Origin of the sequence: Listeria sp. Marseille-Q6474 (genome assembly GCF_946902005.1) — a bacterium.
GTDB classification, from domain to species: domain Bacteria; phylum Bacillota; class Bacilli; order Lactobacillales; family Listeriaceae; genus Listeria; species Listeria innocua.
Map to the genome: position 1 here is coordinate 198,463 of NZ_CAMPPS010000002.1, position 24,457 is coordinate 222,919.

Genomic DNA, 24,457 nt, shown 5'->3' on the forward strand with positions numbered 1-24,457 from the left:
AAGAAGGCGATACAATGGAAAAAAGATTATTAGACTATGAAGTTGGAGAAACAGTTGAGCTATTCTTGCTAATTAAATCAAGTGTAAAAGGAACGGCGAGTAATGGAAAACCATTTTTAAGCCTTGTTTTACAAGATAAATCAGGTGAATTAGAAGCAAAACTTTGGGATGTAAAAGAAAGCGATGAAGTCAATTACGGGGTGCAGCAAATTGTTCACCTTATGGGAGATATTCAAAATTATCGGGGAAGAAAGCAATTGAAAATCCGCCAAATCAGACAAGCATCACCACTTGATGGCGTTAGCGCTAGTGAATTTATGGAGACAGCACCTATTAATAAAGACGAAATGGCTGACGAAATAACCCAATATATTTTCGAAATGAAAAATGCAAACTTGCAAAGAATTACGCGAGCTTTGCTAAAAAAATATCAAGATGATTTTTATGATTATCCAGCTGCGATGCGCCATCACCATGAATTTGTTTCGGGATTAAGTTTCCACGTGGTTTCCATGTTGCGTTTAGCTAAATCAGTGGCAGATTTATATCCGACAGTTAATCGCGACCTACTTTATGCTGGTGTTATTTTACATGATTTAGGAAAAGTAATTGAACTTTCTGGACCAGTTTCGACCACTTATACACTTGAAGGTAACTTAATTGGACATATTTCTATCGTCGTTGAGGAAGTAAGTAAAATTGCTGAAGAGCTATCGATTGATGGAGAAGAAGTAGTTGTCTTAAAACACGTACTGTTGTCTCATCATGGTAAAGGCGAGTGGGGAAGTCCGAAACCTCCACTAGTTCGTGAAGCTGAAATTTTACATCAAATTGATTTAATGGATGCTTCGCTAAATATGATGGATAAAGTATTAAAACATACCAAACCAGGCGAATTTAGTGAAAGAGTATTTGGGTTAGATAATCGTTCCTTTTATAATCCAACTTTTGAATAACAGAAAAGCTGTTCAGGGAGCGTAACTGAACAGCTTTTCTATATAAAAAAACACGATTGGAAACTAGTTCCAATCGTGTTTTTATTTACTTATTTAGATGAATCTTTTGAAGCAGAACCGTCAAAATCTTTGAAAGCATCTTTCAAGTCTTTGTCTTCAACTTTTACGTTAGCATCTTTGTATTCTTTTTTAAGCGTTTTTTGCATGTTTTCTGTAGTTAATTGGGATGCAAGGTAAGATTCTTTAACAGCTTTTTTATCTTTATCAAAAGTTGTTTTTGTAGCTGGTTTGTCCATTTGGATGATGTGGTATCCATATTGAGTTTTTACTGGAGCGCTGATGTCGCCTTTGTTTTTAAGGGCATAAGCTGCTTTTTCAAATGCAGGATCCATTTTACCAGAACCAAATGGTGCTAATTGGCCACCGTTTTCTTTAGTAGCAGTATCTGTAGAATATTCTTTTGCTAAATCAGCAAATTTTGCGCCGTCTTTAAGTTTTTGTTCAACTTCTTTGGCTTTGTTTTCATCAGCTACTAGAATATGGCTTACAGTAATATCTGGTTGCCAAGTTTTGTAGTACTCTTTAAGTGCTTTATCGCTAGTATCAGCATTAGCTTCAGTTGCTTTTTGAACTAACAAGTTGTACTTAAGTTGGCTTTTGAATGATTTCTCAGTTAAGCCACTTTGAGCTAAAACTGCAGAGAATTGATCGCCGTATTGGGATTTGTACTCTTTGAATTTTTTATCAACATCTTCGTCGCTTACTTTGTATTTATCACCAAGGATTTTTTCGAAAGTAAGTTGTTGTACAAACTCAGAACCATATTTATCTTTCATTGCGTCGTAAAGCTCATCTTGCGTTACGTCGCCAGAATCAGTCTTAACGACATTACCGCCGCCACCACACGCTGCTAGACTGAACAATGCCATCATCATGACAAGTCCAAGAATTAATTTCTTCTTCATTAAATAAAACACACTCCTTAGTTGTTGGAATAATTCCCGCTTAACACAATAACTATCATAACATAAATTAAAGATAAAAAGAAAAGATGAAAGAAATTTAATGATATTCTTATGGTTTAGTCAGAAATTAAAATCGAAAAGCCACGTTCTGCACTTTCTACAAAACAATTCTTTGGCATTTTCCATAGTTTTTTAATGTGAGTAAAATCAGAAAAGCTCATTCCAAAGTGGACAGATAATAAAATTAGGAACATTCCCGAGTGCCCAATTGGAGTTATAAGCATTAAAGTGATTAGAATAGTAGTGATAACGACAAAAGGCAAAATTAATGAAAAGATGTAATGCCATTTTGGAATTATCCGTTTAATATTTAATTTTATACAGGGAAGAATAAAGAAATGGATACGCCACTGAATGACTGTACCTTCGCGATATTTAAAGCACCCAATAATATGAAGCAACTTATGAATCGGATAAATTAAAACAATACCCAAAAAGCTCATGAATTGATAATCATTTGTAAGTTGGCCGGGGTACATTAAATGTTGTGTTAAAAAACAAATACATACGGCAGCTAGCCAAACAAGGATACCTTTTAGGAAAAGTCGATTAAACTCATCTCGTCGCTCTGTGTTGATTGATTTTAAGCAGCGCATTGTAAACTTTCCTCCAGTTAAAGCTAAAATAGTGCTCCGTCAGAAGGCACCATAGTATTGTATGCTCAATTGGAATAAAATTCAACCCTTTTTTTAATAAATAATTGCCTAATTTTGACGTTTTTATGAAGGTGATTTTAAGCACAGAAAAAAACTGAGCAAGCGCCCAGTTTTTATACTTATTTATTATCTTTTTTGAGTGTTTTTTCTAAATCAGAAATTGTTTTTTGCATATCTTTAATTTCGTCTTTTAAGCGTTTCTTTTCAGGTTCCATTTCCTCGTTCCACTTAGAAACAGATTCCATAATATCTGAAGAAACATCTTTAAGTAGTGTTGAGCCTTCTGTGCCAAGAACTTGAACGGATTGAATAAGTTCATTTGCATTGTATGCTAGTTCTTTTAAAATGACACTTGCTTCACCTGATTTAGCAACAATATCTTTTCGAAGTTCATTGCCGGATTTTGGAGCAAATAATACCGAGGCTGCGGCTCCAATTGCCCCACCAGCTAAAATACCAAAAATAAGTGATTTTTTATTCATTTATACTCCACTCCATCCATAAAGTCATTTTAGTCTACTTTTGCTGCAATAAGTTCAGCAATTTCTTGGTAACGTTCTTGTGTATACCAGTCTGCGTTATCTTTCCATTTTAACCCAAAGTCGTCTGATTTGCTATACCTTGGTATTAAATGGATATGACAATGAAAAACCGATTGGTAAGCTACTTCTTCATTATTATTTAAAATATTTAATCCCTGTAGCGGTAAAGCTTCTTTTAAAGCTCGCGCGATTTTTGGCACGCGGCGGAATAATTCAGCAGCCGTCTCTTCAGGTAAATCGAATGTGTTCCTAGCATGTTTTTTAGGAATTACGAGTGTATGACCTTCTGTGACTTGTCCTAAATCAAGGAATGCGTATACTTCATCATCTTCATACACTTTGGCAGAAGGGATTTCACCGCGAACTATCTTGCAGAAAATGCAATCGTCCATTAAGTATGACCACCTTTCACAACATATTAATTATGTACTACTTTAATTTAACATAAAAACGAGTCAAAAGCATGTATGAGATAGTGGACAATGGATTATTTTGACAGTTCAAGGGATGAATATGCTATTATTAACTAAAGATACGTAAGGAGGTATGGAAATGGCTTTAGTAGAAGTAGAACACCTAACGGGCGGGTATACAAAGCGACCAGTCCTAAAAGATATTTCATTTGCGATTGAAGAAAAACAAATTGTTGGATTAATCGGCCTAAACGGAGCAGGAAAAAGTACAACCATTAAACACATAACTGGCTTAATGCATCCAAAACAAGGGACAATTAAAATCAACGGTCACCAATTAGTGGAAGATACAGAAACATATAGAAAGCAATTTTCTTATATCCCAGAAACCCCGGTATTATATGAAGAATTAACATTAAAAGAACATCTAGAATTAACCGGAATGGCTTATGGTCTGTCACAAGAAGAATTACAAGAAAGAATGCCCCCACTTTTAAAAGAATTTCGCTTAGAGAAAAAACTGAATTGGTTTCCAGCGCATTTTTCTAAAGGGATGAAACAGAAAGTAATGATTATGTCGGCTTTTTTAATTGAGCCTAAATTATATATTATTGACGAACCTTTTGTTGGGCTTGATCCACTTGGAATCCAGTCACTACTTAATTGGATGGATGAAATGCGAAGTGAGGGAGCAAGTATTTTAATGTCAACGCATATTTTGGCGACAGCTGAAAAATATTGCGATACTTTTATCATTATTCATCAAGGTGAAATTCGCGCAGAAGGCACTTTGAAAGATTTACAAACGAACTTTGAAATGCCAGGAGCTTCACTTGATGAAATTTACATCCAGTTGACAAAGGAAGAGGAAGCTGATGAAGATGATATTTGACAGTAAAGCGCTCTGGAAGGAACGTTTTAGCGCTTATACTACAGAAGTAATGCGCTATCTCCGTTATATGTTTAATGATCATCTGCTGTTTGTTCTTATCATTGGGCTTGGTGCCGGTATTTTTTATTACGCAGGTTGGGTGAAAACGCTTGAGCCGAGTTTCCCAGTTATTCCGCTGATGGTTATTTTACTTACAGCTTCTATTGCAATTAGCCCAGTCGCAACGCTCCTACAAAAACCGGACGTAGTTTACTTAATCGTTCAAGAAAAAGCAATGGATGCTTATTTTTCTCAAGCAAAAATAGCCAGTTTCTTTATGCAATTGTATGTATTCGTAATCGTTCTCGGTATTTGTATGCCTATGTATGTAGAAGTGACAGGAATACCTTATAGCCAGTTCTTTACATTATTTATCGTGCTTGCTTTACTTAAAGCTTGGAATATTTATTTTGGCTTTGAAAGTATGAAATTGGAAGATGCTGATACGACATGGATGTTTGTTCGCGTTATTGTAAATGCTATTTTAATTTATATTTCGTTAATTTCTGCGCCTTTTATTTCGATTCCGCTTGTTCTAGTTGTAATTTTAGCGAGTTATTACTGGATTAAGAAGAAAACGTCTAAAGTGACGCTTAGATGGGAATATTTAGTAGATAAAGAAGAAGCGCGAATGAATCGTTTCTATCGTTTGGTTAATTTATTTACGGATGTACCACACTTACGAGGGACGGTTCGTAGACGGAACTATCTTGATTTCTTATATCAGCCAATTCCTTATGCGAAAAGAAAAACATTTGCTTATTTGTTTAGCCGCACTTTTGTAAGAACGAATGAATACATCGGACTTTACGTTAGGCTCACTGTAATTGCTGTTATTCTGCTCGTTTTTGTGCAAGGATTTTATTTGAATATTATTTTTTCATTGTTATTCTTATATTTAACTGGCTTTCAATTTATCCCGATGCTAAAACATTATGATGCACAAATTATGTTACGTCTTTATCCGATTGATGATGCTTATCGCCACCGTAGTTTTATTCACTTTTTACGAATTTTACTACTTGGCCAAGCAATACTCTTTAGCCTTATTGGAATTGCCCAAAATGGAACAATCGGCGGGATGGTGATATTAGGAATAAATTTAGCTTTTGTAGCGATTTTTACTTTTCTTTATGCTCCAATCAGAATGAAAAAAATGTACGAATAAAAAAAGCGATTTGGATTTTTGGTCCAAATCGCTTTTTCTTATTTAGCATCATGTGAGAATTCTGGATAATGATAAATATCTTCATGTGAGAAACCAACTTGCGTATTATTTTTTTTCATGATGCTTGTAATTTCTTTGTGTAAAGGAGTTTTTTTCCATTCTTGAAAGAAAACTTCGGAATCCCAAAAAGAAACAATTAAAAACTGATTTGTATTCATCGCTTTGGTAAGTTTGGTGCTTTGTAACCCAGGTGTTTCACTAAAATGTAAGCTAGCATGTTGATACATTTGTAAGAAAATCGGAATCTCTTCATCGCGAAGTTGAATATATTCAAACACAACAATTCCAAAACCTTTTAAAGAACCACTACTTTGTAAAACTCGATACTCTTTACCTTCTTGGAAAAGATTTTCTCCAGTTGACTCTTGATACAAAAGAGATTGCGAAAAGTTTTGCAGAAGTGTCACATTCTCGCCAATATAGTTTTCCATTAGTTGACGAAGATAATGTTCTGTTCCAGTTGTGATAAATACTTTTTTCATGATAAGTCCTTCTTTCAGTTTTATTCAATTAAGATAAATGATTACACCTTTATTTTCCACGTTTTTCATAATTGAAACAGCAGATAGGCAATTTGTTTGGTTTTATACAAGATTTCTAGTATCCTTTTATCTGGAGAAGTTATTTATTGTTCTGTTGCCTATTGTGTGTAAATGAACAAAGAAGGGAAGCGACTCAATGACAAAAATAACGAACGATTTATTTTTAAAAGCAGCGCGAAAAGAACAAGTGGACCGAATTCCGGTTTGGTACATGAGACAAGCAGGGAGATCTCAACCAGAATATCGTAAATTAAAAGAAAAATATTCGCTATTTGAAATTACTCATCAACCAGAAATATGTGCTTATGTTACTAAATTACCAGTAGATCAATACGGAGTCGATGCAGCAATTTTATATAAAGATATTATGACACCACTTCCGGGGATGGGAGTAGATGTAGAGATTAAGTCAGGCATTGGTCCAGTCATACATAATCCAATTAGAACTTTCCAAGATGTCGAGAAACTGACGATTTTTAAACCGGAAATTGAAGTGCCTTATGTGCTTGATACGATAAAATTACTAGCTGATGATATGTTAGATGTACCTTTAATTGGATTTGCTGGAGCACCTTTCACACTTGCAAGTTATATGATAGAAGGTGGTCCATCGAAAAATTATCACCAAACAAAAAGTTTTATGTACCGTGAACCAGAAGTTTGGGCAATTTTAATGGAAAAACTTGGACGCATGACTGCGAATTATTTAATAGCGCAAATTAACGCCGGGGCTTCTGCTGTTCAATTGTTTGATTCTTGGGTAGGAGCACTTAGCCGTGCGGATTATGCGCAGTACATCCGACCTGTCATTGAAATGATCGTTAAAGAAGTGAAAGCTGTTCATCCAACAACACCGATTATTATGCAAGCGGTTGGGGCGAGTCATCTTTTAGCAGAGTGGGAAACAATGCCACTAGATGTAGTCGGTGTAGATTGGCGTGAAACGATTACAACTGCTAGACAAAAAGTACCAACAAAAGCAATTCAAGGAAATCTAGACCCATCCACACTTCTTGCACCAGAAAAATGTCTAGCAGAAACGGAACGAATTTTGCAAGAAGGTATACTAGAACCAGGATACATTTTCAACTTAGGACACGGTGTTTTTCCAGAAGTACCACCAGAAATGCTAAAAAAATTAACTAAGTACATCCACGAAAGAAGCGAAATTCTATTAAAAAAAGGATGATGAAAAATGACTAAAAAAGTAGGTTTACTTGTAATGGCATACGGGACTCCGTATAAAGACGAAGATATTGAACGTTACTACACAGATATTCGTCACGGACATAAGCCAAGTGAAGAAATGATTGCAGATTTACGAGGAAGATACCACGCTATCGGAGGCCTTTCACCACTCGCGAAAATCACCGAAGCACAAGCCTATGGACTAGAAAAAGCATTAAATGACGCACAAGATGAAGTAGAATTTAAAGCGTATATCGGTTTAAAACACATCGAACCATTCATTGAGGACGCGGTTGAAGCAATGCATAAAGATGGTATAGAAGAAGCTATTTCTATCGTTTTAGCGCCACATTATTCCAGTTTTAGTGTCGAAGCATATAACAAAAGAGCAAAAGATGCTGCTGATAAATTGGGCGGTATTCATATTCAAGCAATTAATGATTGGTACAAACAACCAAAATTCATTCAAATGTGGGCTGATAGAATTAATGAAACAGCTAAACAAATTCCAGCAGAGGAATTAATAGACACTGTGTTAATTGTTTCCGCACACAGTTTACCAGAGAAAATTAAACAACATAACGATCCGTATCCAGACCAACTTCAAGAAACAGCGGATTTAATTTTTGATAAAGTAGCAGTACCTCATTATGCGCTAGGTTGGCAAAGTGAAGGGAAAACCGGGGAACCTTGGCTTGGACCTGATGTACAAGATTTAACAAGAGAACTTCATGGCCGAGAAAAATACAAACATTTTATTTATACGCCAGTTGGTTTTGTCGCAGAACATTTAGAAGTACTTTATGATAATGATTATGAATGTAAAGTAGTAACAGATGAAGTTGGTGCAGCTTACCATCGACCTCCAATGCCAAATGCTGACCCTGAATTTTTAGAAGTCTTAAGAACGGTCGTTTGGGATGCATACACAAAATAAAAAAAGGCGCCGGGATACTCGTTATTCCGGCACTTTTTTTATAAAGAAAGAAAACGGTTTCAATATTTTTAGCTAAATACTATGAAGTTTTAATCAGATTCTCATCTTTGCCGGGCATAATGATAACTATAGAAAGACAGGAGGTTCACCCAAATGAAAAACAAGGCAGAAAAACAAAGAATTGCCACTAATTTGTCACTTTATATGAAAATAAATGGATATACTCATAGAACATTCGCGCTTGCAGTCGGGATTTCCCAAAACACTTTGAAAGCATTAATGATTGGGAAAATGAGAAACGAAAATAAATTCCAAAAATACATAACACAAATTACAGAAAGTTTGACATTAGACGAAAAATTCTTTGAACAACCAAAAGAAGCGATTACAGCAGCACCTATCACTTTTCAAGATACAAACAAAATGCATCTTGGAGACGAGAAATTCAATGCTATCAGCTTAATGTTAAAAATTGGCGAAATTCATTACGAATCATAAAAAGCTTGGGACTAATCATCCCGAGCTTTTTTATATGGCATAAAACAGAAAGATTCAGGGCTTGACGAACCTCACTAACTCACGTAAAATGAAGACAATTTTCAAAATAGGAGTGTGACACATGATTAGAAAACTAACTGTATCTGATAATGAAGAAGTAATGGCACTTTTAAAACCCGAAGCAACCCAAAATTTATTTATTATTGGGGACATCGAAAATTTTGGTTATGAGAGTGATGTGCAAGATCTTTGGGGCGAATTCGATTCTGCAGGTAAATTACATGCATTGTTACTTCGATTCGATACGTTTTTCTTACCCTATTCAAAAGACGCTAATTTTAATGCAAAAGCTTTTTCGGAAATTATTGCTACACATGACAAGTATGAAGTTAGCGGGATGTCTCGTGTCACAAAAGAACTAGAACCATTTTTACCAGGACTTGCCGAGAAAAGACAAGATACTTATTTTTGCGAATGCGAACATGTAAATCGTATTCCAGTGAATCAAGATGTTATCGTTAGAACGGCGGTAGCGGAAGACGTGGCACCAATTATTAAAATGCGCAAACACATTAAAGAATTTGGTTCACGCGACGAAAACGAAGAATTAATTATTCGCCAAATTGAAAAAGGCGTTAAACGAATTTATTATATTGAACAAGACCAAGAAGTAGTTGCCGTAGCAGAAACATCGGCAGAAAATTCCTTTTCAGCAATGATTACAGGTGTAGCGACAAGTGATGGATATCGACAACGCGGTTTTGCAAGTACGCTTCTAAAAAAATTATGTTGCGATGTATTAGCAGAAGGAAAGAAACCATGTTTGTTTTATGATAACCCAGTTGCTGGTGAAATATATCACCGCCTTGGTTTTGAGCACACAGGAGATTTTGTTATGTATAAATAACCTTTACTTTGCATCCGTAAGATTGGTATGATGGATATATTATGTTAGTAAAGGATGAATAATGTGAAACCACGTGGAATTTGTTTTTTTGATATGGATGGAACACTGTTGAATAGTGAATCCAAAGTACTTGATACCTCACTTCAAGCACTTGATAAACTTCGAGAAAATAATGTTATTCCTGTCATTGCTACTGGTCGGACACTTATAGAAATCAGTCATCAAATGAAAATTACCGGCATTGAATCCGCAGTAATGATGAACGGACAAATGGCTATTTTTGAAGGAGAAAAAGTGTACGAAGATGTGCTTGATGCTGATTTGCTTGCTCGTTTGACGGAAGAAGCTAAATCACAAAATGTAGAGGTTTGCTATTATAATGATAAAAGAATTGGCGCAACTGCAAGTACACCAGTTGTAAAAGCGCATTATGATTTTTTAGGCGAGCCAATGCCAGAAGTAAGACCGAATATGTATAAAGAAGAAACTATCAATATGGCGCTTCTTTTACTCGAGTCAGGTGATGACTATTTTCCAGAACGTTTTCCAGAATTACAATTCGTTCGCAATACACCATTTAGTAATGACGTCTTAAGAAATGGCGGATCTAAAGCTGTCGGTATTTCGAAACTACTTGAAGTTATGGGCTATCAAGATGTTCCAACCTATGCTTTTGGAGATGGCATGAACGACTTAGAGATGTTTGGCGCTGTGGATTATGCGATTGCAATGGAAAACGCTGTACCTTTATTAAAAGAAAAAGCTAACTTTGTAACGAAAGACAACAATAGCGATGGAATAATGTTAGGCTTGAAACAATTTGATCTAATTTAGAGAAGTGCCTCGTGCGCTTCTTTTTTTATGAAATTTCCAACGCAAGACCGATAGAATTGTAATAATTATTTTGATATAATAAAACTAATCAATTGAAGAGGAGAAATGTTCATGAACGAAATCAATCCAACATCCGAGCGAGTAAACACAGAGAAAAGAACAAATAAACAAATTATTATGCAAAAAATACTTAATTGGTTTGTATTTTCTTTGCTACTTGCATCTATCGGTGCTGCGATTGGGAGTAAATTAAGTCCAGAACTTTATTTGCCTCTTGTCGTGTTAGAAGTCGCGTTACTTATCACAGCAATGGTAGTGCGTCGAAGTAAAACAATTAATAAAGTGGTGGGGTACCCAGTAGTACTAGCATTTGCGTTTGTCACAGGCTTAACGCTTGGACCAACTTTGACATATTATTTTGGTGCAGGACAAGGTGCCGCCGTTCTGATGGCTTTTGTTACAGCAACCATTACATTCACAACACTAGCTTTTATTGGCGCAAAAATGAAAAGAGACTTATCTTTCTTAAGTAGCGCATTATTCGCTGCGATTATTATTCTTATCATCTTTAGTTTTGCAGGAGTATTTTTACCATTAGGTTCTATGCTGACAACAATTATTTCAGCAGGTGGGACAATTATTTTCTCATTATACATTTTGTATGATTTTAACCAAATTATGAAGCGCGATGTGGAACTTGCAGATGTGCCAATGCTTGCGCTAAATTTATACCTTGATTTCCTTAACTTATTCATGTTCTTACTCCGCCTATTTACAGGTCGTGATTAAGAAATTCTGAAGATCTGCCAACCTAAAAATTGGTAGGTCTTTTTCTATAAAAAAAGATGGTTTTTGTTAGACAAAAGCAAGATAAAAAACTATAATAAAGTTAAGGTCAAAAAAGGTCAGACTTATCTTTTATAAGGAGGACAAAAAATGGATTTACAAAAATTTACCCAACAAGTCCAGCAAACAATTGCGGACGCACAAAATCTAGCTATTGCATCAGAACATCAAGAAATTGACGTTATACATGTTTTTAAAGTGTTATTAACGGAGAGTGACTTTGCAAAACGCGTATATGATGTAGCAGAAGTTAATGTTGAGGCACTTCAAAAAGTAGTAGACGAATCTTTAAGAAAAATCCCTGTTGTTTCAGGAAGCGGAGTGAACTATGGCCAAGCAATGAGTCAAGCACTTTTCCAACTAATGAGAGATGCAGAAAAAGAACAGAAACAATTAGACGATGATTTTGTATCGACAGAACATCTTATCTTAGCTGTAATGGACCAAAAGTCAAATCCCATCACAGCCGAATTAAAAAAGCAAAATAAATCTAAAAAACAAATTAACGAAGCAATTTTAAAAATCAGAGGAGGGAAAAAAGTGACTTCTCAAAATGCAGAGGAAAACTATGAAGCTTTAACAAAATATGGACGAGATTTAGTCGCGGAAGTAAGAAGCGGGAAACTTGATCCAGTGATTGGACGCGACGCAGAAATTCGTAATGTCATCCGAATTTTATCAAGAAAAACAAAAAATAATCCAGTTCTAATTGGTGAACCAGGTGTTGGTAAAACAGCAATTGTGGAAGGTTTAGCACAACGTATTGTCAGAAAAGACGTTCCAGAAGGATTGAAAGATAAAACAATTATTTCCCTTGATATTGGTTCCCTTATTGCTGGGGCTAAGTATCGTGGTGAATTTGAAGAACGTTTAAAAGCAGTACTCCAAGAAGTAAAACAAAGTGATGGTCAAATTTTACTATTTATAGATGAAATTCACACAATTGTCGGCGCAGGTAAAACAGATGGAGCTATGGATGCTGGAAACATGTTAAAACCTATGCTTGCAAGAGGTGAACTTCACTGTATCGGCGCAACAACTTTAGACGAATACCGCCAATATATCGAAAAAGATGCGGCACTAGAAAGACGTTTCCAAAAAGTACTTGTTCCAGAGCCAACAGTGGAAGATACAGTTTCCATTTTACGTGGTTTAAAAGAACGTTTTGAAATCCATCATGGCGTAAATATTCATGATAATGCCTTAGTTGCCGCAGCTAGCCTTTCTAATCGTTACATTACGGATCGTTTTTTACCGGATAAAGCAATTGATTTAGTAGATGAAGCGTGTGCAACTATTCGCGTCGAAATTGACTCTATGCCAAGTGAACTTGATGAAGTAACAAGAAAAGTCATGCAGCTAGAAATTGAAGAAGCGGCATTAAAAGAAGAAAAAGACCCAGCAAGTGAACGGCGCTTAGAGATGTTACAGCGAGAACTAGCTGACTATAAAGAAGAAGCAAATAAAATGAAGTCTAAATGGGAATCCGAAAAAAGCGAAATCAGTAAAATTCGTGAAGTTCGTGAACAAATCGATCATCTGCGTCATGAATTAGAAGAAGCAGAGAACAACTACGATTTAAATAAAGCTGCTGAACTTCGCCACGGTAAAATTCCAGCAGTAGAAAAAGAATTATTAGCATTAGAAACGGAAAATCGCGAAAAAACAGCCCAAGAAGATCGAATTTTACAAGAAGAAGTAACAGAAAATGAAATCGCTGAAATTGTTGGACGATGGACTGGAATACCAGTGACTAAGTTAGTAGAAGGAGAACGCGAAAAACTGCTTAAATTAGCCGATGTCCTTCATCAAAAAGTAATTGGTCAAGACGACGCGGTTCAATTAGTTAGTGATGCAGTATTACGTGCTCGTGCGGGGATTAAAGATCCAAAACGACCAATCGGATCCTTTATTTTCTTAGGCCCAACCGGTGTTGGTAAAACGGAACTAGCCAAAGCATTAGCCTATAATATGTTTGATTCTGAAGATCATATGATTCGAATTGATATGTCTGAATACATGGAGAAACATTCCGTATCAAGACTTGTCGGGGCTCCTCCAGGTTATGTTGGATATGAGGAAGGCGGACAACTTACCGAAGCTGTAAGACGCAACCCATATTCGATTGTCTTACTTGATGAAATCGAAAAAGCCCATCCAGACGTATTTAATATCCTTTTACAAGTGCTTGATGATGGTCGGATTACGGATTCACAAGGGCGCTTAATTGACTTTAAAAACACCGTAATCATTATGACGTCTAATATCGGCTCTAATTTATTACTTGAAAGAACCGAAGAAGGTGAAATCTCGCCTGAACTAGAATCAGACGTAATGCAAATTTTGCAAAGTGAATTTAAACCAGAATTTTTAAACCGGGTAGATGATATTATTCTATTTAAACCACTTACACTCGCTGATATTAAAGGCATTGTAGAAAAATTAGTAGAAGAACTTCAAATTCGCCTTGCTGATCAAGAAATTACGATTACTATTTCAGATAACGCAAAAGCCTTTATTGCAGAAGAAGCATATGACCCAGTATACGGTGCGCGTCCGCTGAAACGATATATTGTGCGTCATGTCGAAACGCCGCTTGCAAGAGAAATTGTATCTGGTAAAATTATGCCGCATTCTTCCGTTGAAATTGATTTACAAGATAAAGAATTTACTTTTAAAGTCACAGAATAACATGGAAAATGTTTGATTCACGACTCGAAAGGGAAAACTTTTGTTGGATTAGTCGTTTAGAAAATAAGCGAAAATGGAAGGATGAGGAAGATGAAATTAGTATTAATTCGTCATGGTCAAAGTGAATGGAACAAATTGAATTTATTTACTGGTTGGCATGATGTTGACTTATCAGAAGAAGGCGTTGTAGAAGCAATGACAGCGGGGAAACGTATTAAAGAAGCAGGCTTGGAATTTGATGTAGCTTTTACTTCCGTTTTAACTAGAGCTATTAAAACGCTTAATTATGTTTTAGAAGAATCTGATCAAATGTGGATTCCAGTCCATAAATCATGGCGTTTAAACGAACGACATTACGGAGCGCTTCAAGGGCTTAATAAACAAGAAACTGCTGAAAAATACGGCGCAGACCAAGTACAAAAATGGCGCAGAAGCTACGATACTCTTCCACCATTATTAGAAGAAAACGACGAAAGACAAGCGAAAAATGATCGCCGTTATCAACTTCTTGATACCCATGCAATTCCATCAGGCGAAAACTTGAAAGTAACCTTAGAACGAGTTATTCCTTACTGGATGGATACAATTGCACCAGAAATTAAAGCAGGACGTCGTGTAGTTATTGCAGCTCATGGTAATAGTTTACGCGCCTTGGTAAAATTCTTAGAAGGTATTAGTGATGACGAAATTATGGAACTTGAAATCCCAACAGGTGTACCGCTTGTATATGAATTAAACGATGATTTAAAACCAGTTAATAAATATTACTTGGATAAATAAAAAAAGAACCTCTTTCCAACATGTGGAAAGAGGTTCTTTTTTTGAGCTGCACTCGAAAAGTGAGTTCTCGCTATCAGAAAGTTGGATGTTTACTTAAAGTCATAAACTTCGCTATCTTTAGGCATCAAGAAAGTGATTAAAATAATGAAGAAGGATAACCCTACTGTTAAAATAATAGCCCGCGTCATATCAAATGATACATATAACATGGAAGAAAGAACGAATTCAGCCATTAAAGAAAGTAAGAATACCCAAAACACAGTCACCACGTAACGCATCCTTACACCCCATTTCATCTATTTCATTATACATTTTAGCACATAAAACTTGATTATCCAATCATATATCTTTTGAAAATACGATTATCGAAAAACAGGGAGGAATAATTCACCAAACGGAGAATAGTAGTGTAAAGAGGGTTAAATGGAATGACATAATATTGTCAAAAGTAAACAGGTGTGCTCAAATCCTTTGAACTAGCCATTTACTAACTTTTATGATAAACCTTTCATCAAAAAGTTAGTAAGTTCTCAGAATGAAAATGCTAGAATGAAGAAGGTTAACAGAGACAGAGCCATTTAAATTGGGGAATTAACTAATTTGTATAGGAAGTGCCAACTGATAATGAAAAAGAAATTCACGCAGATTTTACTAGCAAGTGCTATCGTAAGTTCCACTTTGTTACCTTTTGCTAACGTAGGAGCGGCAGAAGCAAGCCAAACCGCAGTGAGTCAGGCAGGAATGACTTTATCACAACAGCAATTTATACAATCAATTGCTAGCGATGCACAAGATTTACAAAAAGAAGAAAAAATATTAACGAGTGTTACTTTAGCTCAAGCCATCTTAGAATCCAATTGGGGTGAAAGTGGCTTATCAACTTCTGCTAACAACTTGTTTGGAATTAAAGGCAGCTATGAAGGAAGTTCAGTTTCAATGGGTACACAAGAATTTAGCAATGGAAAAGCTTATCATACACAAGCTGATTTCAGAAAATACCCTGATAAAAAATCATCATTAGTCGATCATGCACAACTTTTTATTAATGGAGTATCTGGAAATCCAGATTTATATTCTGCGGTTATCGGAGAAACAGACTATAAAAAAGCAGCCCATGCGATTCAAGATGCTGGATATGCAACTGACCCGACTTATGCAGAAAAACTAATTTCTACTATAGAAACATATAATTTAGATGATTATGATCAAATTTACGATACAGTAACCTCATCAGAGAGCCAATTGGCTTATGCTGAAATTACAAAACCCGCTAACGAAATTATTTGGACAAAACCTTATAACACAAAAGGTGCAGAACAAGTAGGAAGTGCCAAAGATTACCAAAATAAAACGCTACGAATAACTCAAAAAGCAGTTACCGAAAAAGGCACTTGGTATCAACTTCAAGACCAAGGCAAATCAATTGGATGGATAAATAGTAATGCAGTGACTATTTTTTACACCCCTCAAAATGAAACAAATATGAAACTAGATAAATATGTAACTGACTCAGACCAAAAAATCTATGCATACCCTGTAGAAGATAATTCTAAAGTCGTAGCAGATTTAAATGATTATTTAGGTCAAGAACTAGATATTGACCGCCGAGCAGATGTGAAAAATGAGTATTGGTACCGTATCAAATCAGATGATGGTAAAATAATTGGCTGGTCTAAAGCTGGTGGATTTGCTGAAAATAATCCAAATAAAGCACTTGAAGTAAAATAAAAAGTAGCAATCCAATTGCGTAATTGGAGTTTCTCTGTTAAAATTAGCACCAGGTCATAAAAATATCCAGGAGAAGAACTTTTATCCTGATGTAGTTTGATATGGAGGAGAACACATGAACGCAGGAATTTTAGGAGTAGGTAAATACGTACCTGAAAAAATATTAACAAACTTTGATTTAGAAAAAATGATGGAAACGTCTGATGAGTGGATTCGTACTCGTACTGGAATTGAAGAGAGAAGAATTGCTCGTGACGATGAGTATACACATGATTTAGCATATGAAGCAGCAAAAGTAGCAATTGAAAATGCTGGTCTTACTCCAGATGATATTGATTTGTTTATCGTTGCAACTGTGACACAAGAAGCAACATTTCCATCCGTTGCCAATATTATCCAAGATCGCTTAGGAGCAAAAAATGCTGCGGGAATGGATGTTGAAGCAGCGTGTGCTGGATTCACATTTGGGGTTGTTACTGCAGCTCAATTCATTAAAACTGGCGCGTATAAAAATATTGTTGTAGTTGGTGCAGATAAATTATCTAAAATTACTAACTGGGACGACCGCGCAACAGCAGTATTATTCGGTGATGGAGCAGGAGCAGTTGTTATGGGTCCTGTATCAGATGACCACGGTTTACTTTCCTTTGACTTAGGTTCGGACGGTTCTGGAGGTAAATACTTGAACTTAGACGAAAACAAAAAAATCTATATGAACGGACGTGAAGTGTTCCGTTTCGCAGTTCGTCAAATGGGTGAGGCTTCATTACGCGTACTAGAAAGTGCTGGACTTGAAAAAGAAGACTTAGATTTACTAATTCCGCACCAAGCTAATATTCGTATTATGGAAGCTTCTCGTGAACGTTTAAATCTTCCAGAAGAGAAACTAATGAAAACAGTTCATAAATATGGAAATACATCATCATCTTCTATTGCGCTTGCTTTAGTGGATGCAGTTGAAGAAGGTCGTATTAAAGATAATGATAACGTGTTACTTGTCGGCTTTGGTGGCGGCTTAACATGGGGCGCCCTAATCATTCGTTGGGGTAAATAAAAAAATACGTCAAAAGGAAAGTTGCCCTAACGTTTATTTTAGTTAGGGCAACTCTTCTTTATTTATGTTATAATAGAGCAGGCTTTTGGTTTATTTTGTTTATGCAATATTTTTATTTTAAATAAAGCCTTAATTTTATACTAGCTGCTGTCGTATAGACAGAAGTTGTTTTTTATGAATTGCAAAATAAGGAGATGAGTAAATGGATAGAAGAAGAGTAGTTGTTACTGGTATTGGAGCAGTTACACCAATTGGGAATGATGCAGAAACTTCGTGGGAAAACGCAAAAAAAGGTGTCAATGGTGTTGCAGAAATGACAAGACTTAATCCGGATGACTTTCCGGTTAAAATTGCAGCAGAATTAAAAGACTTTGATGTAGAAAAATATTTAGAGAAAAAAGAAGCTCGTAAAATGGACCGTTTCACCCACTATGCCATTGCAAGTGCTGAAATGGCTGTACAAGATTCTGGCTTAATTATTGATGATTCCAATGCCACTCGTGTTGGTGTATGGATTGGATCCGGTATCGGTGGAATGGAAACATTCGAAACGCAATATGAAGTTTTCCTAAATCGTGGACATCGTCGCGTTAGTCCGTTCTTTGTACCAATGATGATTCCAGATATGGGTTCAGGACAAGTTTCGATTCGTTTTGGAGCAAAAGGAATTAACTCTACTACAGTAACGGCATGTGCAACTGCAACTAACTCTATCGGTGACGCATTTAAAGTTATCGAACGCGGGGATGCAGATGCAATGATTACTGGTGGAGCAGAGGCACCAATTACAAAAATGTCATTAGCAGGATTTACAGCAAATAAAGCTTTATCATTAAATCCAGACCCAGAAACAGCATGTCGTCCATTTGATAAAGACCGTGATGGTTTTATTATTGGTGAAGGTGCTGGGGTTGTGATTTTAGAAGAATATGAACATGCAAAAGCTCGTGGTGCTAAAATTTATGCAGAAGTTGTTGGTTACGGTGCAACAGGTGATGCATATCATATTACTGCACCAGCGCCAAATGGTGAAGGCGCTGCACGTGCAATGAAAATGGCGATTGACGATGCGGGACTTACTCCTGACAAAGTTGACTACATTAACGCGCACGGAACAAGTACTCCTTACAATGATGAATACGAAACACAAGCGATTAAAACTGTGTTCGGTGAGCATGCGAAGAAATTGGCTATTAGCTCTACCAAATCAATGACAGGACATACTTTAGGTGCATCAGGTGGTATTGAAGCTATTTTTGCTTTATTAAGTATTCGTGATAATATTATCGCGCCAACAATCCACTTGGAAAATCAAGATGAAGTATGTGACTTGGATTATGTTCCAAACAAAGCTCGTGAAGCAGAAGTAAATGTCGTAATGTCTAACTCTTTTGGCTTCGGTGGCCACAATGCGACACTAGTATTCAAAAGAATAGAAGACTAAAATAACTAAAGCCTTGTTTCCTAAAATGGAATCAAGGCTTTTTTTGAGCAAAAAACTAGCTTTAATTAATAAAGTTGTATAAAATTAAATTGTACACAACTTAAAAGGAGGAGAACATGTTGGACACGAACACGCGTATATTAGAGGAACAGCTTTGTTTTTCTGTTTACAATGCATCCAAACAATTTACCAAACTCTACCGCGAAGCACTAGATCCGTTCCAACTTACCTATCCACAATATATTACGTTACTTGTTTTATGGGAAGGTGAAAAACAAACGGTTACTGATCTTGGAAAAAGATTAGCTTTAGACAGCGGGACATTAACACCAATGTTAAAACGAATGGAGAATTTGGGATATGTAACACGGAGTCGTCATCCGGAAGATGAACGCCGTGTCTATATTGAACTAACAGAAAAAGCAATAGAAATACAACCCGCTGTGTTAAAAAGCGTGGACACTTGCCTTCAATTACTAGGTTTCGAGGAACAAGATTACACACAATTACTTACTAAATTACAAGCACTTACTAATCAATTAGGAGGAATAGGAAATGAAAAAACTTTATGAAACAACGGTTATTAACACTGGTGGAAGAAGCGGTGAAGTACATTCTCCAGATAACGTATTTTATTTTGACATCTCAGCACCAACAGAACTTGGTGGAGACGGCGGCGGTGGAACAAACCCTGAACAATTATTTGCAGCAGGATATGGAGCTTGTTTCAATAGTGCATTAGAATTAGTACTTGGAAAAGCTGGAATTGAAGCTAAAAGTACTGTAACAGCGACTGTTAGCTTGTATAGCGACCCAGAAGACAATGGTTTCAAAATCGGAGTATTATTAGAAGGAACTATTGAAGGACAAGATAAAGAAAAAACAGAAGAACTTCTTAAAAAAGCACATGAAGTTTGCCCTTACTCTAAAGCTACTCGCGGTAACATTGATGTGGAAATTAAAGTAGGTTAATTAATAGTAAAAAGGCGAATACTTGGTTATCCAAGTATTCGCCTTTTATTTATTTTCTGCGTTTGCGTCCTAGTCCGACACCATTTTCCATTTTCTTCAATGTTTTATTAGCAACACGAGCCGCTTTTTCTGCCCCTGCATCTAAAATATTATCCAGTTCTTCAGATTCTAAGTAAGCGTAATATCGTTCTTGGATTGGCTCAAGTTCAGCAACAACTAACTCTGCTAAATCTGTTTTAAAGTCACCATAGCCTTTACCAACATATTTTTCTTCTATATTAGCGATTGTTTCACCAGTAATAACGGAATAGATCGTTAGTAAGTTAGAGACACCAGGTTTTTCTTCTTTGTTATATTCAATGATACCACTAGAGTCAGTAACAGCGCTTTTGATTTTTTTTCTGATTGTAGCAGGTGGATCTAATAAGAAAATCGCATTTTTTAAGTTTGCATCAGATTTACTCATTTTTTTCGTTGGGTCTTGAAGCGACATAACTCTAGCGCCTTGTTTAGGGATAAATACTTCTGGCATCGTGAAAATATCAGCATGCTTTTTATTGAATCTTTCTGCTAAATCACGAGTTAACTCAATATGTTGTTTTTGGTCTTCACCAACAGGTACTAAATTTGTTTGATAAAGTAGAATATCCGCAGCCATTAATGGAGGGTAAGTTAACAGTCCAGCACTCACACCAGCTTTACCGTCTGATTTATCTTTAAACTGTGTCATGCGTTCTAATTCGCCAATATAAACGTTACACTGTAAAATCCAAGCAGCTTGTGCGTGGGCTGCAACCTCAGATTGAATAAATAATGTTGCTTTTTCAGGATCAAGTCCAACGGCTAAATAAAGAGCAGCAAGGCTTCTTGTTTGTTCGCGTAGTTTTAGTCGATCTTGAGGTACCGTAATAGCGTGTTCGTCTACGATACAATAAAAACATTCATATTCATCTTGAAACTGTCCAAACTGTTTTAAAGCGCCAATATAATTTCCTAAAGTTAGTTGTCCACTAGGTTGAATGCCGGAAAATATTACTTTTTTCATTTTGTATTCCTCCAATTTTTTCACTGATTGCGAAAATAAAAAACCGTCCATCCCAACATATAAATGTTTAGGGACGAACGGTTATCCGCGGTGCCACCCTAAGTACCTCTTAAAGGCTCTTAGTAATAGAAAAACTCTATTAAAGAAGATAACGGTCTTTAGCCGCTGCTTGCTACTTTTCTTTCACAAACAGTCCTCAGAAGTCCATTCGATTTTGCGCTTTATCTGTTTTCACCAACCACAGACTCTCTATTACAAAGCAACAAAATGTACTATTCTTCTTATTAACGCATCAGTTATATTAAGTTCATTTTATCAGTTTACAAAACGGCTTGTCAATCATAAAAACATACAGAGAATACTGGAGAGCATAACAAACAGTGCGCTAATTAAAATCCCAGTATACTGTAGCCCAACAAGTTCTGAAAGGAGCATATCCGAGAACTCATTTTCTTCTTCACGTTTGATTTTACGAGAAATACTTCGGAAGCCGTTATGAACTCGGTCTAAAAAACCGCTCCTCATAATATAAACTAGCAAACCAATTAATAATGTAATGAGTGAGACGAGAAACGCGACGTCTATATAACCGCTTAAACTTACACCATTTTTTCCAAAAAGCAGGATCCCAAATACAATAGCTTCTTGAATAAGTGTATAAATAGTAATTCGTAAAAACATAACTTCACCTCTAATTAAAATTCATAATTCACTTTATCACAATTCTAACAGAAACACTATATGATAGAAGGAAGCTATCATGCAATGTTAGAAATTAGACCTTTTCTGCAAAAAAATCCCTAAACTGTCTTTACATATTATTAACAAAAAAATCCCACTATACCAACGTTTTTCGAATTTATTACAAAATTTAATTAAATTTTTGATATTTTTATCTAGACAACAGCTCAAAAAAAGTATATAAATATAATAATCCTTTAAATTTTAAAGGGGTTCGATATTTTTTCTTATACAGAAAAAGATGGCTTCGTTGGATTTATACATAACTGGCCAAGTCGATTGTAAATTTATCAATTTAAATGGTTATGTTTTCTGAAAACTTAATCAAAAGGTTTAGCAAAGTATACATAATTAATTCTAGTTATTGCAAAATAATGGATAGCGTAACAATCTCTGTTCAGATTTTTCGCGCAATTTCAATTTTGCCTTAATATTTTAATAACTTGTATCTTTCATCCTTGTTTTCATTTATCTTGTAAAAATAATTTACAAAGCCAGAATTCTTAGAGTATAATAGGTATCGAAACAATTTTTCAGAAAAATAAAAAAGGGAGGTCTACTTAGTGAAAAAATCTAAATTATTTCTTACACTTGGATTAACACTATTACTAAGCTTAGTCTTGGTAGCATGTGGAGGCGGATCAGATTCCAAATCCGACGACAAAAAAGGCTCAAACTCAGGAAAAGCTTCAGGAGAGCAAGTACTTAACTTGACAGAAAGTGCATTAATTCCTTCTGCAGACAGCACAAAAGCGGATGACCAAGTTGGTTTAAACGTTGTAAACCAAACAAACGAAGGTCTATATGCGCTTAACAAAGATGGTATTCCTGCCATTGCCGGTGCTGCTGAAGAGCCAAAAATTAGCGATGACAAAACAGTTTATACTATCAAACTTCGTGAAGATGCAAAATGGTCTAACGGAGATCCTGTAACTGCAAATGACTATGTTTACTCATGGCGTCGTGCGGTTGACCCTAACACTGCAGCAACATATTCTTACCTATTTGATGCAATCAAAAACGGTGGCGATATCGTAGCTGGCAAGAAAAAACCTGAAGAATTAGGAATTAAAGCAGTAGATGATTATACTTTAGAAGTTACTCTTTCTAAACCAACTGCTTACATTAACTCACTATTCGCATTCCCAACTTTCTTCCCACTTAACGAAAAATTCGTTACGGAAAAAGGCGAAAAATATGCACAAAATAGTGACAACATGTTATTCAACGGACCTTTCCAACTTAAAGATTGGACTGGAACAAACAAAAAATGGACTTACGTAAAAAATGATAAATATTGGGATAAAGATAAAGTTAAGTTGAAACAAATCAACGTACAAGTTGTTCAAGACTCCGGTACTGGACTTAACTTATACAACACTGACAAAGTTGACCGCACAGTATTAAGTGCTGATTATGCAGCTCAAAACAAAAACAATAAAGACTATGTAACAGTGAACGATTCTTCAACTTTCTACATTAAATTTAACCAAAAACGTGCTGGCAAAGACACAGTATTTGCTAACAAAAACATCCGTAAAGCTATTGCACTTGCGATTGACAAACAATCGTACACTGACACAGTTCTTAAAAACGGATCTAAACCTGCAAACAATCTTGTACCAGAAGGATTCACTTTTGATCCAGGTAACAAAGAAGATTATACAAAAGAATCTGGTGCACATTTAGAATATGATGTAAAAGAAGCACAAAAAGCATGGAAAGCTGGTTTGAAAGAATTAGGAGTTAACGAAATTACAGTTGAATTCACTAGTGATGATACTGAAAATGCGAGAAAATCTTCTGAATTCATTCAAGACCAACTACAAAAGAACTTAGATGGTCTTACAGTTAAACTTAAAAACGTACCATTTAAAGTTCGTTTACAAAATGACCAAAACCAAGATTACGACTTCTCTATGAGCGGCTGGGGTCCTGACTATCAAGATCCATCCACTTTCTTAGATCTATTCGTAACTGATGGTGCACAAAACAGAATGAGTTATTCTAACAAAGACTATGACAAGATTTTAAATGATGCGTCTGTAACTTATGCAGCTGACGAACAAAAACGTTGGGATGAAATGGTTAAAGCAGAAAAAATCCTTCTTACGGATGATGTAGCTGTTCAACCACTTTATCAACGTTCTACTGCATACCTACAAAAAGACTACATTAAAAACTTGCAAAAAAATCCATTTGGTCCAGACTACACTTACAAAGAAACATACTTGACTAAATAAAATATTAGTCTTTAAGAAATGCTTGACGGAAAGAGAGAGTATATTTCGATATGCTCTCTCCTTTTGCTGATGATTTTGATGTGTTATAATAAAAAATTAAAGTATCCTTTTCTAGTTTATCTAGAACCTAACATTCGAAAAATGAAGTTTTTTTCCTAACTAATTTGCACTTTTGCAATAAAAGTTTAGAAACGAAGAAAAAGGCTCACTAAACTTGCGAATTTGGTTAGGAATAACTTTTTTATATATTTATTAA

General features: G+C 35.7%; 25 protein-coding genes and 1 other annotated feature. Of the genes, 17 read left to right on the forward strand and 8 right to left on the reverse strand.

What is annotated here, in order from left to right:
* Positions 1 to 14: 14 nt before the first annotated feature.
* Entirely contained in the window at positions 15 to 956 is a 942-nt protein-coding gene (gene yhaM, locus OC533_RS11805) for a 3'-5' exoribonuclease YhaM (protein ID WP_070753877.1), read from the forward strand.
* An 89-nt stretch (positions 957 to 1,045) separates the two neighbouring features.
* Here the strand turns inward: yhaM and prsA2 are convergent, their stop codons facing one another.
* The 4 genes from prsA2 to OC533_RS11825 form a co-directional block, all read right to left on the reverse strand.
* The gene (gene prsA2, locus OC533_RS11810; RefSeq protein WP_003768004.1) at positions 1,046 to 1,921 is read right to left on the reverse strand and encodes a posttranslocation chaperone PrsA2; all 876 of its coding nucleotides are present in this window, start codon (positions 1,919 to 1,921) and stop codon (positions 1,046 to 1,048) included.
* 116 nt (positions 1,922 to 2,037) lie between these two features.
* The gene (locus OC533_RS11815) at positions 2,038 to 2,577 is read right to left on the reverse strand and encodes a DUF3267 domain-containing protein (RefSeq protein ID WP_003763561.1); all 540 of its coding nucleotides are present in this window, start codon (positions 2,575 to 2,577) and stop codon (positions 2,038 to 2,040) included.
* Positions 2,578 to 2,756: 179 nt separating this feature from the next.
* The gene (locus tag OC533_RS11820; RefSeq protein WP_003720598.1) at positions 2,757 to 3,119 is read right to left on the reverse strand and encodes a YtxH domain-containing protein; all 363 of its coding nucleotides are present in this window, start codon (positions 3,117 to 3,119) and stop codon (positions 2,757 to 2,759) included.
* Between the two features lie 29 nt (positions 3,120 to 3,148).
* On the reverse strand, positions 3,149 to 3,571 hold the full coding sequence (locus OC533_RS11825; protein ID WP_003763560.1) for an HIT family protein: 423 nt from the start codon (positions 3,569 to 3,571) through the stop codon (positions 3,149 to 3,151).
* Between the two features lie 160 nt (positions 3,572 to 3,731).
* On the opposite strand from OC533_RS11825, the gene OC533_RS11830 reads away from it, so the two are divergent.
* Together OC533_RS11830 and OC533_RS11835 are read left to right on the forward strand one after the other, a co-directional pair.
* Positions 3,732 to 4,484 (forward strand): ABC transporter ATP-binding protein, encoded by a 753-nt coding sequence (locus OC533_RS11830; RefSeq protein WP_003763559.1) that lies wholly within the window; start codon positions 3,732 to 3,734, stop codon positions 4,482 to 4,484.
* Positions 4,468 to 5,691, forward strand: coding sequence for an ABC transporter permease (locus tag OC533_RS11835; RefSeq protein ID WP_003769835.1), 1,224 nt, complete (start codon positions 4,468 to 4,470; stop codon positions 5,689 to 5,691). Before OC533_RS11830 ends, OC533_RS11835 begins: the two co-directional genes overlap by 17 nt.
* A gap of 38 nt (positions 5,692 to 5,729) precedes the next feature.
* Here OC533_RS11835 and OC533_RS11840 read toward each other — a convergent pair whose 3' ends face one another.
* Complete coding sequence (locus tag OC533_RS11840) at positions 5,730 to 6,233, reverse strand: antibiotic biosynthesis monooxygenase family protein (protein WP_262265264.1); 504 nt, start codon at positions 6,231 to 6,233, stop codon at positions 5,730 to 5,732.
* Positions 6,234 to 6,429: 196 nt separating this feature from the next.
* On the opposite strand from OC533_RS11840, the gene hemE reads away from it, so the two are divergent.
* The 8 genes from hemE (at position 6,430) to gpmA (ending at position 14,974) form a co-directional block, all read left to right on the forward strand.
* Positions 6,430 to 7,482 (forward strand): uroporphyrinogen decarboxylase, encoded by a 1,053-nt coding sequence (hemE, locus tag OC533_RS11845; RefSeq protein WP_185539018.1) that lies wholly within the window; start codon positions 6,430 to 6,432, stop codon positions 7,480 to 7,482.
* A 6-nt stretch (positions 7,483 to 7,488) separates the two neighbouring features.
* Positions 7,489 to 8,418 (forward strand): ferrochelatase, encoded by a 930-nt coding sequence (hemH, locus tag OC533_RS11850; protein WP_185325114.1) that lies wholly within the window; start codon positions 7,489 to 7,491, stop codon positions 8,416 to 8,418.
* Between the two features lie 153 nt (positions 8,419 to 8,571).
* A complete protein-coding gene (locus OC533_RS11855) occupies positions 8,572 to 8,916 on the forward strand; it encodes a hypothetical protein (RefSeq protein ID WP_003769825.1) in 345 nt (114 codons plus the stop codon).
* Positions 8,917 to 9,037: 121 nt separating this feature from the next.
* Complete coding sequence (locus OC533_RS11860; RefSeq protein ID WP_160464411.1) at positions 9,038 to 9,823, forward strand: GNAT family N-acetyltransferase; 786 nt, start codon at positions 9,038 to 9,040, stop codon at positions 9,821 to 9,823.
* Between the two features lie 63 nt (positions 9,824 to 9,886).
* Complete coding sequence (locus OC533_RS11865; protein WP_194323574.1) at positions 9,887 to 10,657, forward strand: Cof-type HAD-IIB family hydrolase; 771 nt, start codon at positions 9,887 to 9,889, stop codon at positions 10,655 to 10,657.
* A 111-nt stretch (positions 10,658 to 10,768) separates the two neighbouring features.
* Positions 10,769 to 11,446, forward strand: coding sequence for a Bax inhibitor-1/YccA family protein (locus OC533_RS11870; RefSeq protein WP_010991122.1), 678 nt, complete (start codon positions 10,769 to 10,771; stop codon positions 11,444 to 11,446).
* A gap of 147 nt (positions 11,447 to 11,593) precedes the next feature.
* Entirely contained in the window at positions 11,594 to 14,194 is a 2,601-nt protein-coding gene (gene clpB / locus OC533_RS11875) for an ATP-dependent chaperone ClpB (protein ID WP_070753809.1), read from the forward strand.
* 90 nt (positions 14,195 to 14,284) lie between these two features.
* A complete protein-coding gene (gene gpmA / locus OC533_RS11880) occupies positions 14,285 to 14,974 on the forward strand; it encodes a 2,3-diphosphoglycerate-dependent phosphoglycerate mutase (RefSeq protein WP_194322628.1) in 690 nt (229 codons plus the stop codon).
* 89 nt (positions 14,975 to 15,063) lie between these two features.
* Here gpmA and OC533_RS11885 read toward each other — a convergent pair whose 3' ends face one another.
* Positions 15,064 to 15,252 (reverse strand): YjzD family protein, encoded by a 189-nt coding sequence (locus OC533_RS11885; RefSeq protein WP_003763532.1) that lies wholly within the window; start codon positions 15,250 to 15,252, stop codon positions 15,064 to 15,066.
* A gap of 322 nt (positions 15,253 to 15,574) precedes the next feature.
* Between OC533_RS11885 and OC533_RS11890 the strand changes: the two genes are divergently transcribed.
* From OC533_RS11890 to OC533_RS11910, 5 genes are all read left to right on the forward strand, one after another.
* Positions 15,575 to 16,702, forward strand: a complete 1,128-nt coding sequence (locus OC533_RS11890) for a GW domain-containing glycosaminoglycan-binding protein (RefSeq protein WP_194323575.1) — start codon at positions 15,575 to 15,577, stop codon at positions 16,700 to 16,702.
* 115 nt (positions 16,703 to 16,817) lie between these two features.
* Positions 16,818 to 17,756, forward strand: coding sequence for a 3-oxoacyl-ACP synthase III FabH (gene fabH / locus OC533_RS11895; RefSeq protein ID WP_003769815.1), 939 nt, complete (start codon positions 16,818 to 16,820; stop codon positions 17,754 to 17,756).
* 202 nt (positions 17,757 to 17,958) lie between these two features.
* Positions 17,959 to 19,200 (forward strand): beta-ketoacyl-ACP synthase II, encoded by a 1,242-nt coding sequence (gene fabF / locus OC533_RS11900; protein ID WP_003767983.1) that lies wholly within the window; start codon positions 17,959 to 17,961, stop codon positions 19,198 to 19,200.
* 119 nt (positions 19,201 to 19,319) lie between these two features.
* A complete protein-coding gene (locus OC533_RS11905) occupies positions 19,320 to 19,772 on the forward strand; it encodes a MarR family winged helix-turn-helix transcriptional regulator (RefSeq protein WP_010991119.1) in 453 nt (150 codons plus the stop codon).
* Positions 19,756 to 20,172 carry an organic hydroperoxide resistance protein gene (locus OC533_RS11910; protein WP_003767979.1) on the forward strand — a complete coding sequence of 139 codons (417 nt, stop codon included), beginning with the start codon at positions 19,756 to 19,758 and terminating at the stop codon, positions 20,170 to 20,172. Before OC533_RS11905 ends, OC533_RS11910 begins: the two co-directional genes overlap by 17 nt.
* 49 nt (positions 20,173 to 20,221) lie before the next feature.
* Here the strand turns inward: OC533_RS11910 and trpS are convergent, their stop codons facing one another.
* Positions 20,222 to 21,217 carry a tryptophan--tRNA ligase gene (trpS, locus tag OC533_RS11915; protein ID WP_031649509.1) on the reverse strand — a complete coding sequence of 332 codons (996 nt, stop codon included), beginning with the start codon at positions 21,215 to 21,217 and terminating at the stop codon, positions 20,222 to 20,224.
* Positions 21,218 to 21,283: 66 nt separating this feature from the next.
* Positions 21,284 to 21,512 (reverse strand) — a binding site (T-box leader).
* Between the two features lie 44 nt (positions 21,513 to 21,556).
* Positions 21,557 to 21,898, reverse strand: a complete 342-nt coding sequence (locus OC533_RS11920) for a DUF3899 domain-containing protein (RefSeq protein ID WP_185500960.1) — start codon at positions 21,896 to 21,898, stop codon at positions 21,557 to 21,559.
* Between the two features lie 623 nt (positions 21,899 to 22,521).
* Here OC533_RS11920 and OC533_RS11925 point away from each other — a divergent pair.
* Positions 22,522 to 24,201 (forward strand): peptide ABC transporter substrate-binding protein, encoded by a 1,680-nt coding sequence (locus OC533_RS11925; protein ID WP_003769807.1) that lies wholly within the window; start codon positions 22,522 to 22,524, stop codon positions 24,199 to 24,201.
* The last annotated feature ends 256 nt before the right edge of the window (positions 24,202 to 24,457 follow it).

Coding starts and splice junctions, on each gene's coding strand:
- yhaM (WP_070753877.1), top strand. CDS start 15: ATGGAAAAAAGATTATTAGACTATGAAGTTGGAGAAACAGTTGAGCTA.
- prsA2 (WP_003768004.1), bottom strand. CDS start 1,921: ATGAAGAAGAAATTAATTCTTGGACTTGTCATGATGATGGCATTGTTC.
- OC533_RS11815 (WP_003763561.1), bottom strand. CDS start 2,577: ATGCGCTGCTTAAAATCAATCAACACAGAGCGACGAGATGAGTTTAAT.
- OC533_RS11820 (WP_003720598.1), bottom strand. CDS start 3,119: ATGAATAAAAAATCACTTATTTTTGGTATTTTAGCTGGTGGGGCAATT.
- OC533_RS11825 (WP_003763560.1), bottom strand. CDS start 3,571: ATGGACGATTGCATTTTCTGCAAGATAGTTCGCGGTGAAATCCCTTCT.
- OC533_RS11830 (WP_003763559.1), top strand. CDS start 3,732: ATGGCTTTAGTAGAAGTAGAACACCTAACGGGCGGGTATACAAAGCGA.
- OC533_RS11835 (WP_003769835.1), top strand. CDS start 4,468: ATGAAGATGATATTTGACAGTAAAGCGCTCTGGAAGGAACGTTTTAGC.
- OC533_RS11840 (WP_262265264.1), bottom strand. CDS start 6,233: ATGAAAAAAGTATTTATCACAACTGGAACAGAACATTATCTTCGTCAA.
- hemE (WP_185539018.1), top strand. CDS start 6,430: ATGACAAAAATAACGAACGATTTATTTTTAAAAGCAGCGCGAAAAGAA.
- hemH (WP_185325114.1), top strand. CDS start 7,489: ATGACTAAAAAAGTAGGTTTACTTGTAATGGCATACGGGACTCCGTAT.
- OC533_RS11855 (WP_003769825.1), top strand. CDS start 8,572: ATGAAAAACAAGGCAGAAAAACAAAGAATTGCCACTAATTTGTCACTT.
- OC533_RS11860 (WP_160464411.1), top strand. CDS start 9,038: ATGATTAGAAAACTAACTGTATCTGATAATGAAGAAGTAATGGCACTT.
- OC533_RS11870 (WP_010991122.1), top strand. CDS start 10,769: ATGAACGAAATCAATCCAACATCCGAGCGAGTAAACACAGAGAAAAGA.
- clpB (WP_070753809.1), top strand. CDS start 11,594: ATGGATTTACAAAAATTTACCCAACAAGTCCAGCAAACAATTGCGGAC.
- gpmA (WP_194322628.1), top strand. CDS start 14,285: ATGAAATTAGTATTAATTCGTCATGGTCAAAGTGAATGGAACAAATTG.
- OC533_RS11885 (WP_003763532.1), bottom strand. CDS start 15,252: ATGCGTTACGTGGTGACTGTGTTTTGGGTATTCTTACTTTCTTTAATG.
- fabH (WP_003769815.1), top strand. CDS start 16,818: ATGAACGCAGGAATTTTAGGAGTAGGTAAATACGTACCTGAAAAAATA.
- fabF (WP_003767983.1), top strand. CDS start 17,959: ATGGATAGAAGAAGAGTAGTTGTTACTGGTATTGGAGCAGTTACACCA.
- OC533_RS11910 (WP_003767979.1), top strand. CDS start 19,756: ATGAAAAAACTTTATGAAACAACGGTTATTAACACTGGTGGAAGAAGC.
- trpS (WP_031649509.1), bottom strand. CDS start 21,217: ATGAAAAAAGTAATATTTTCCGGCATTCAACCTAGTGGACAACTAACT.
- OC533_RS11920 (WP_185500960.1), bottom strand. CDS start 21,898: ATGTTTTTACGAATTACTATTTATACACTTATTCAAGAAGCTATTGTA.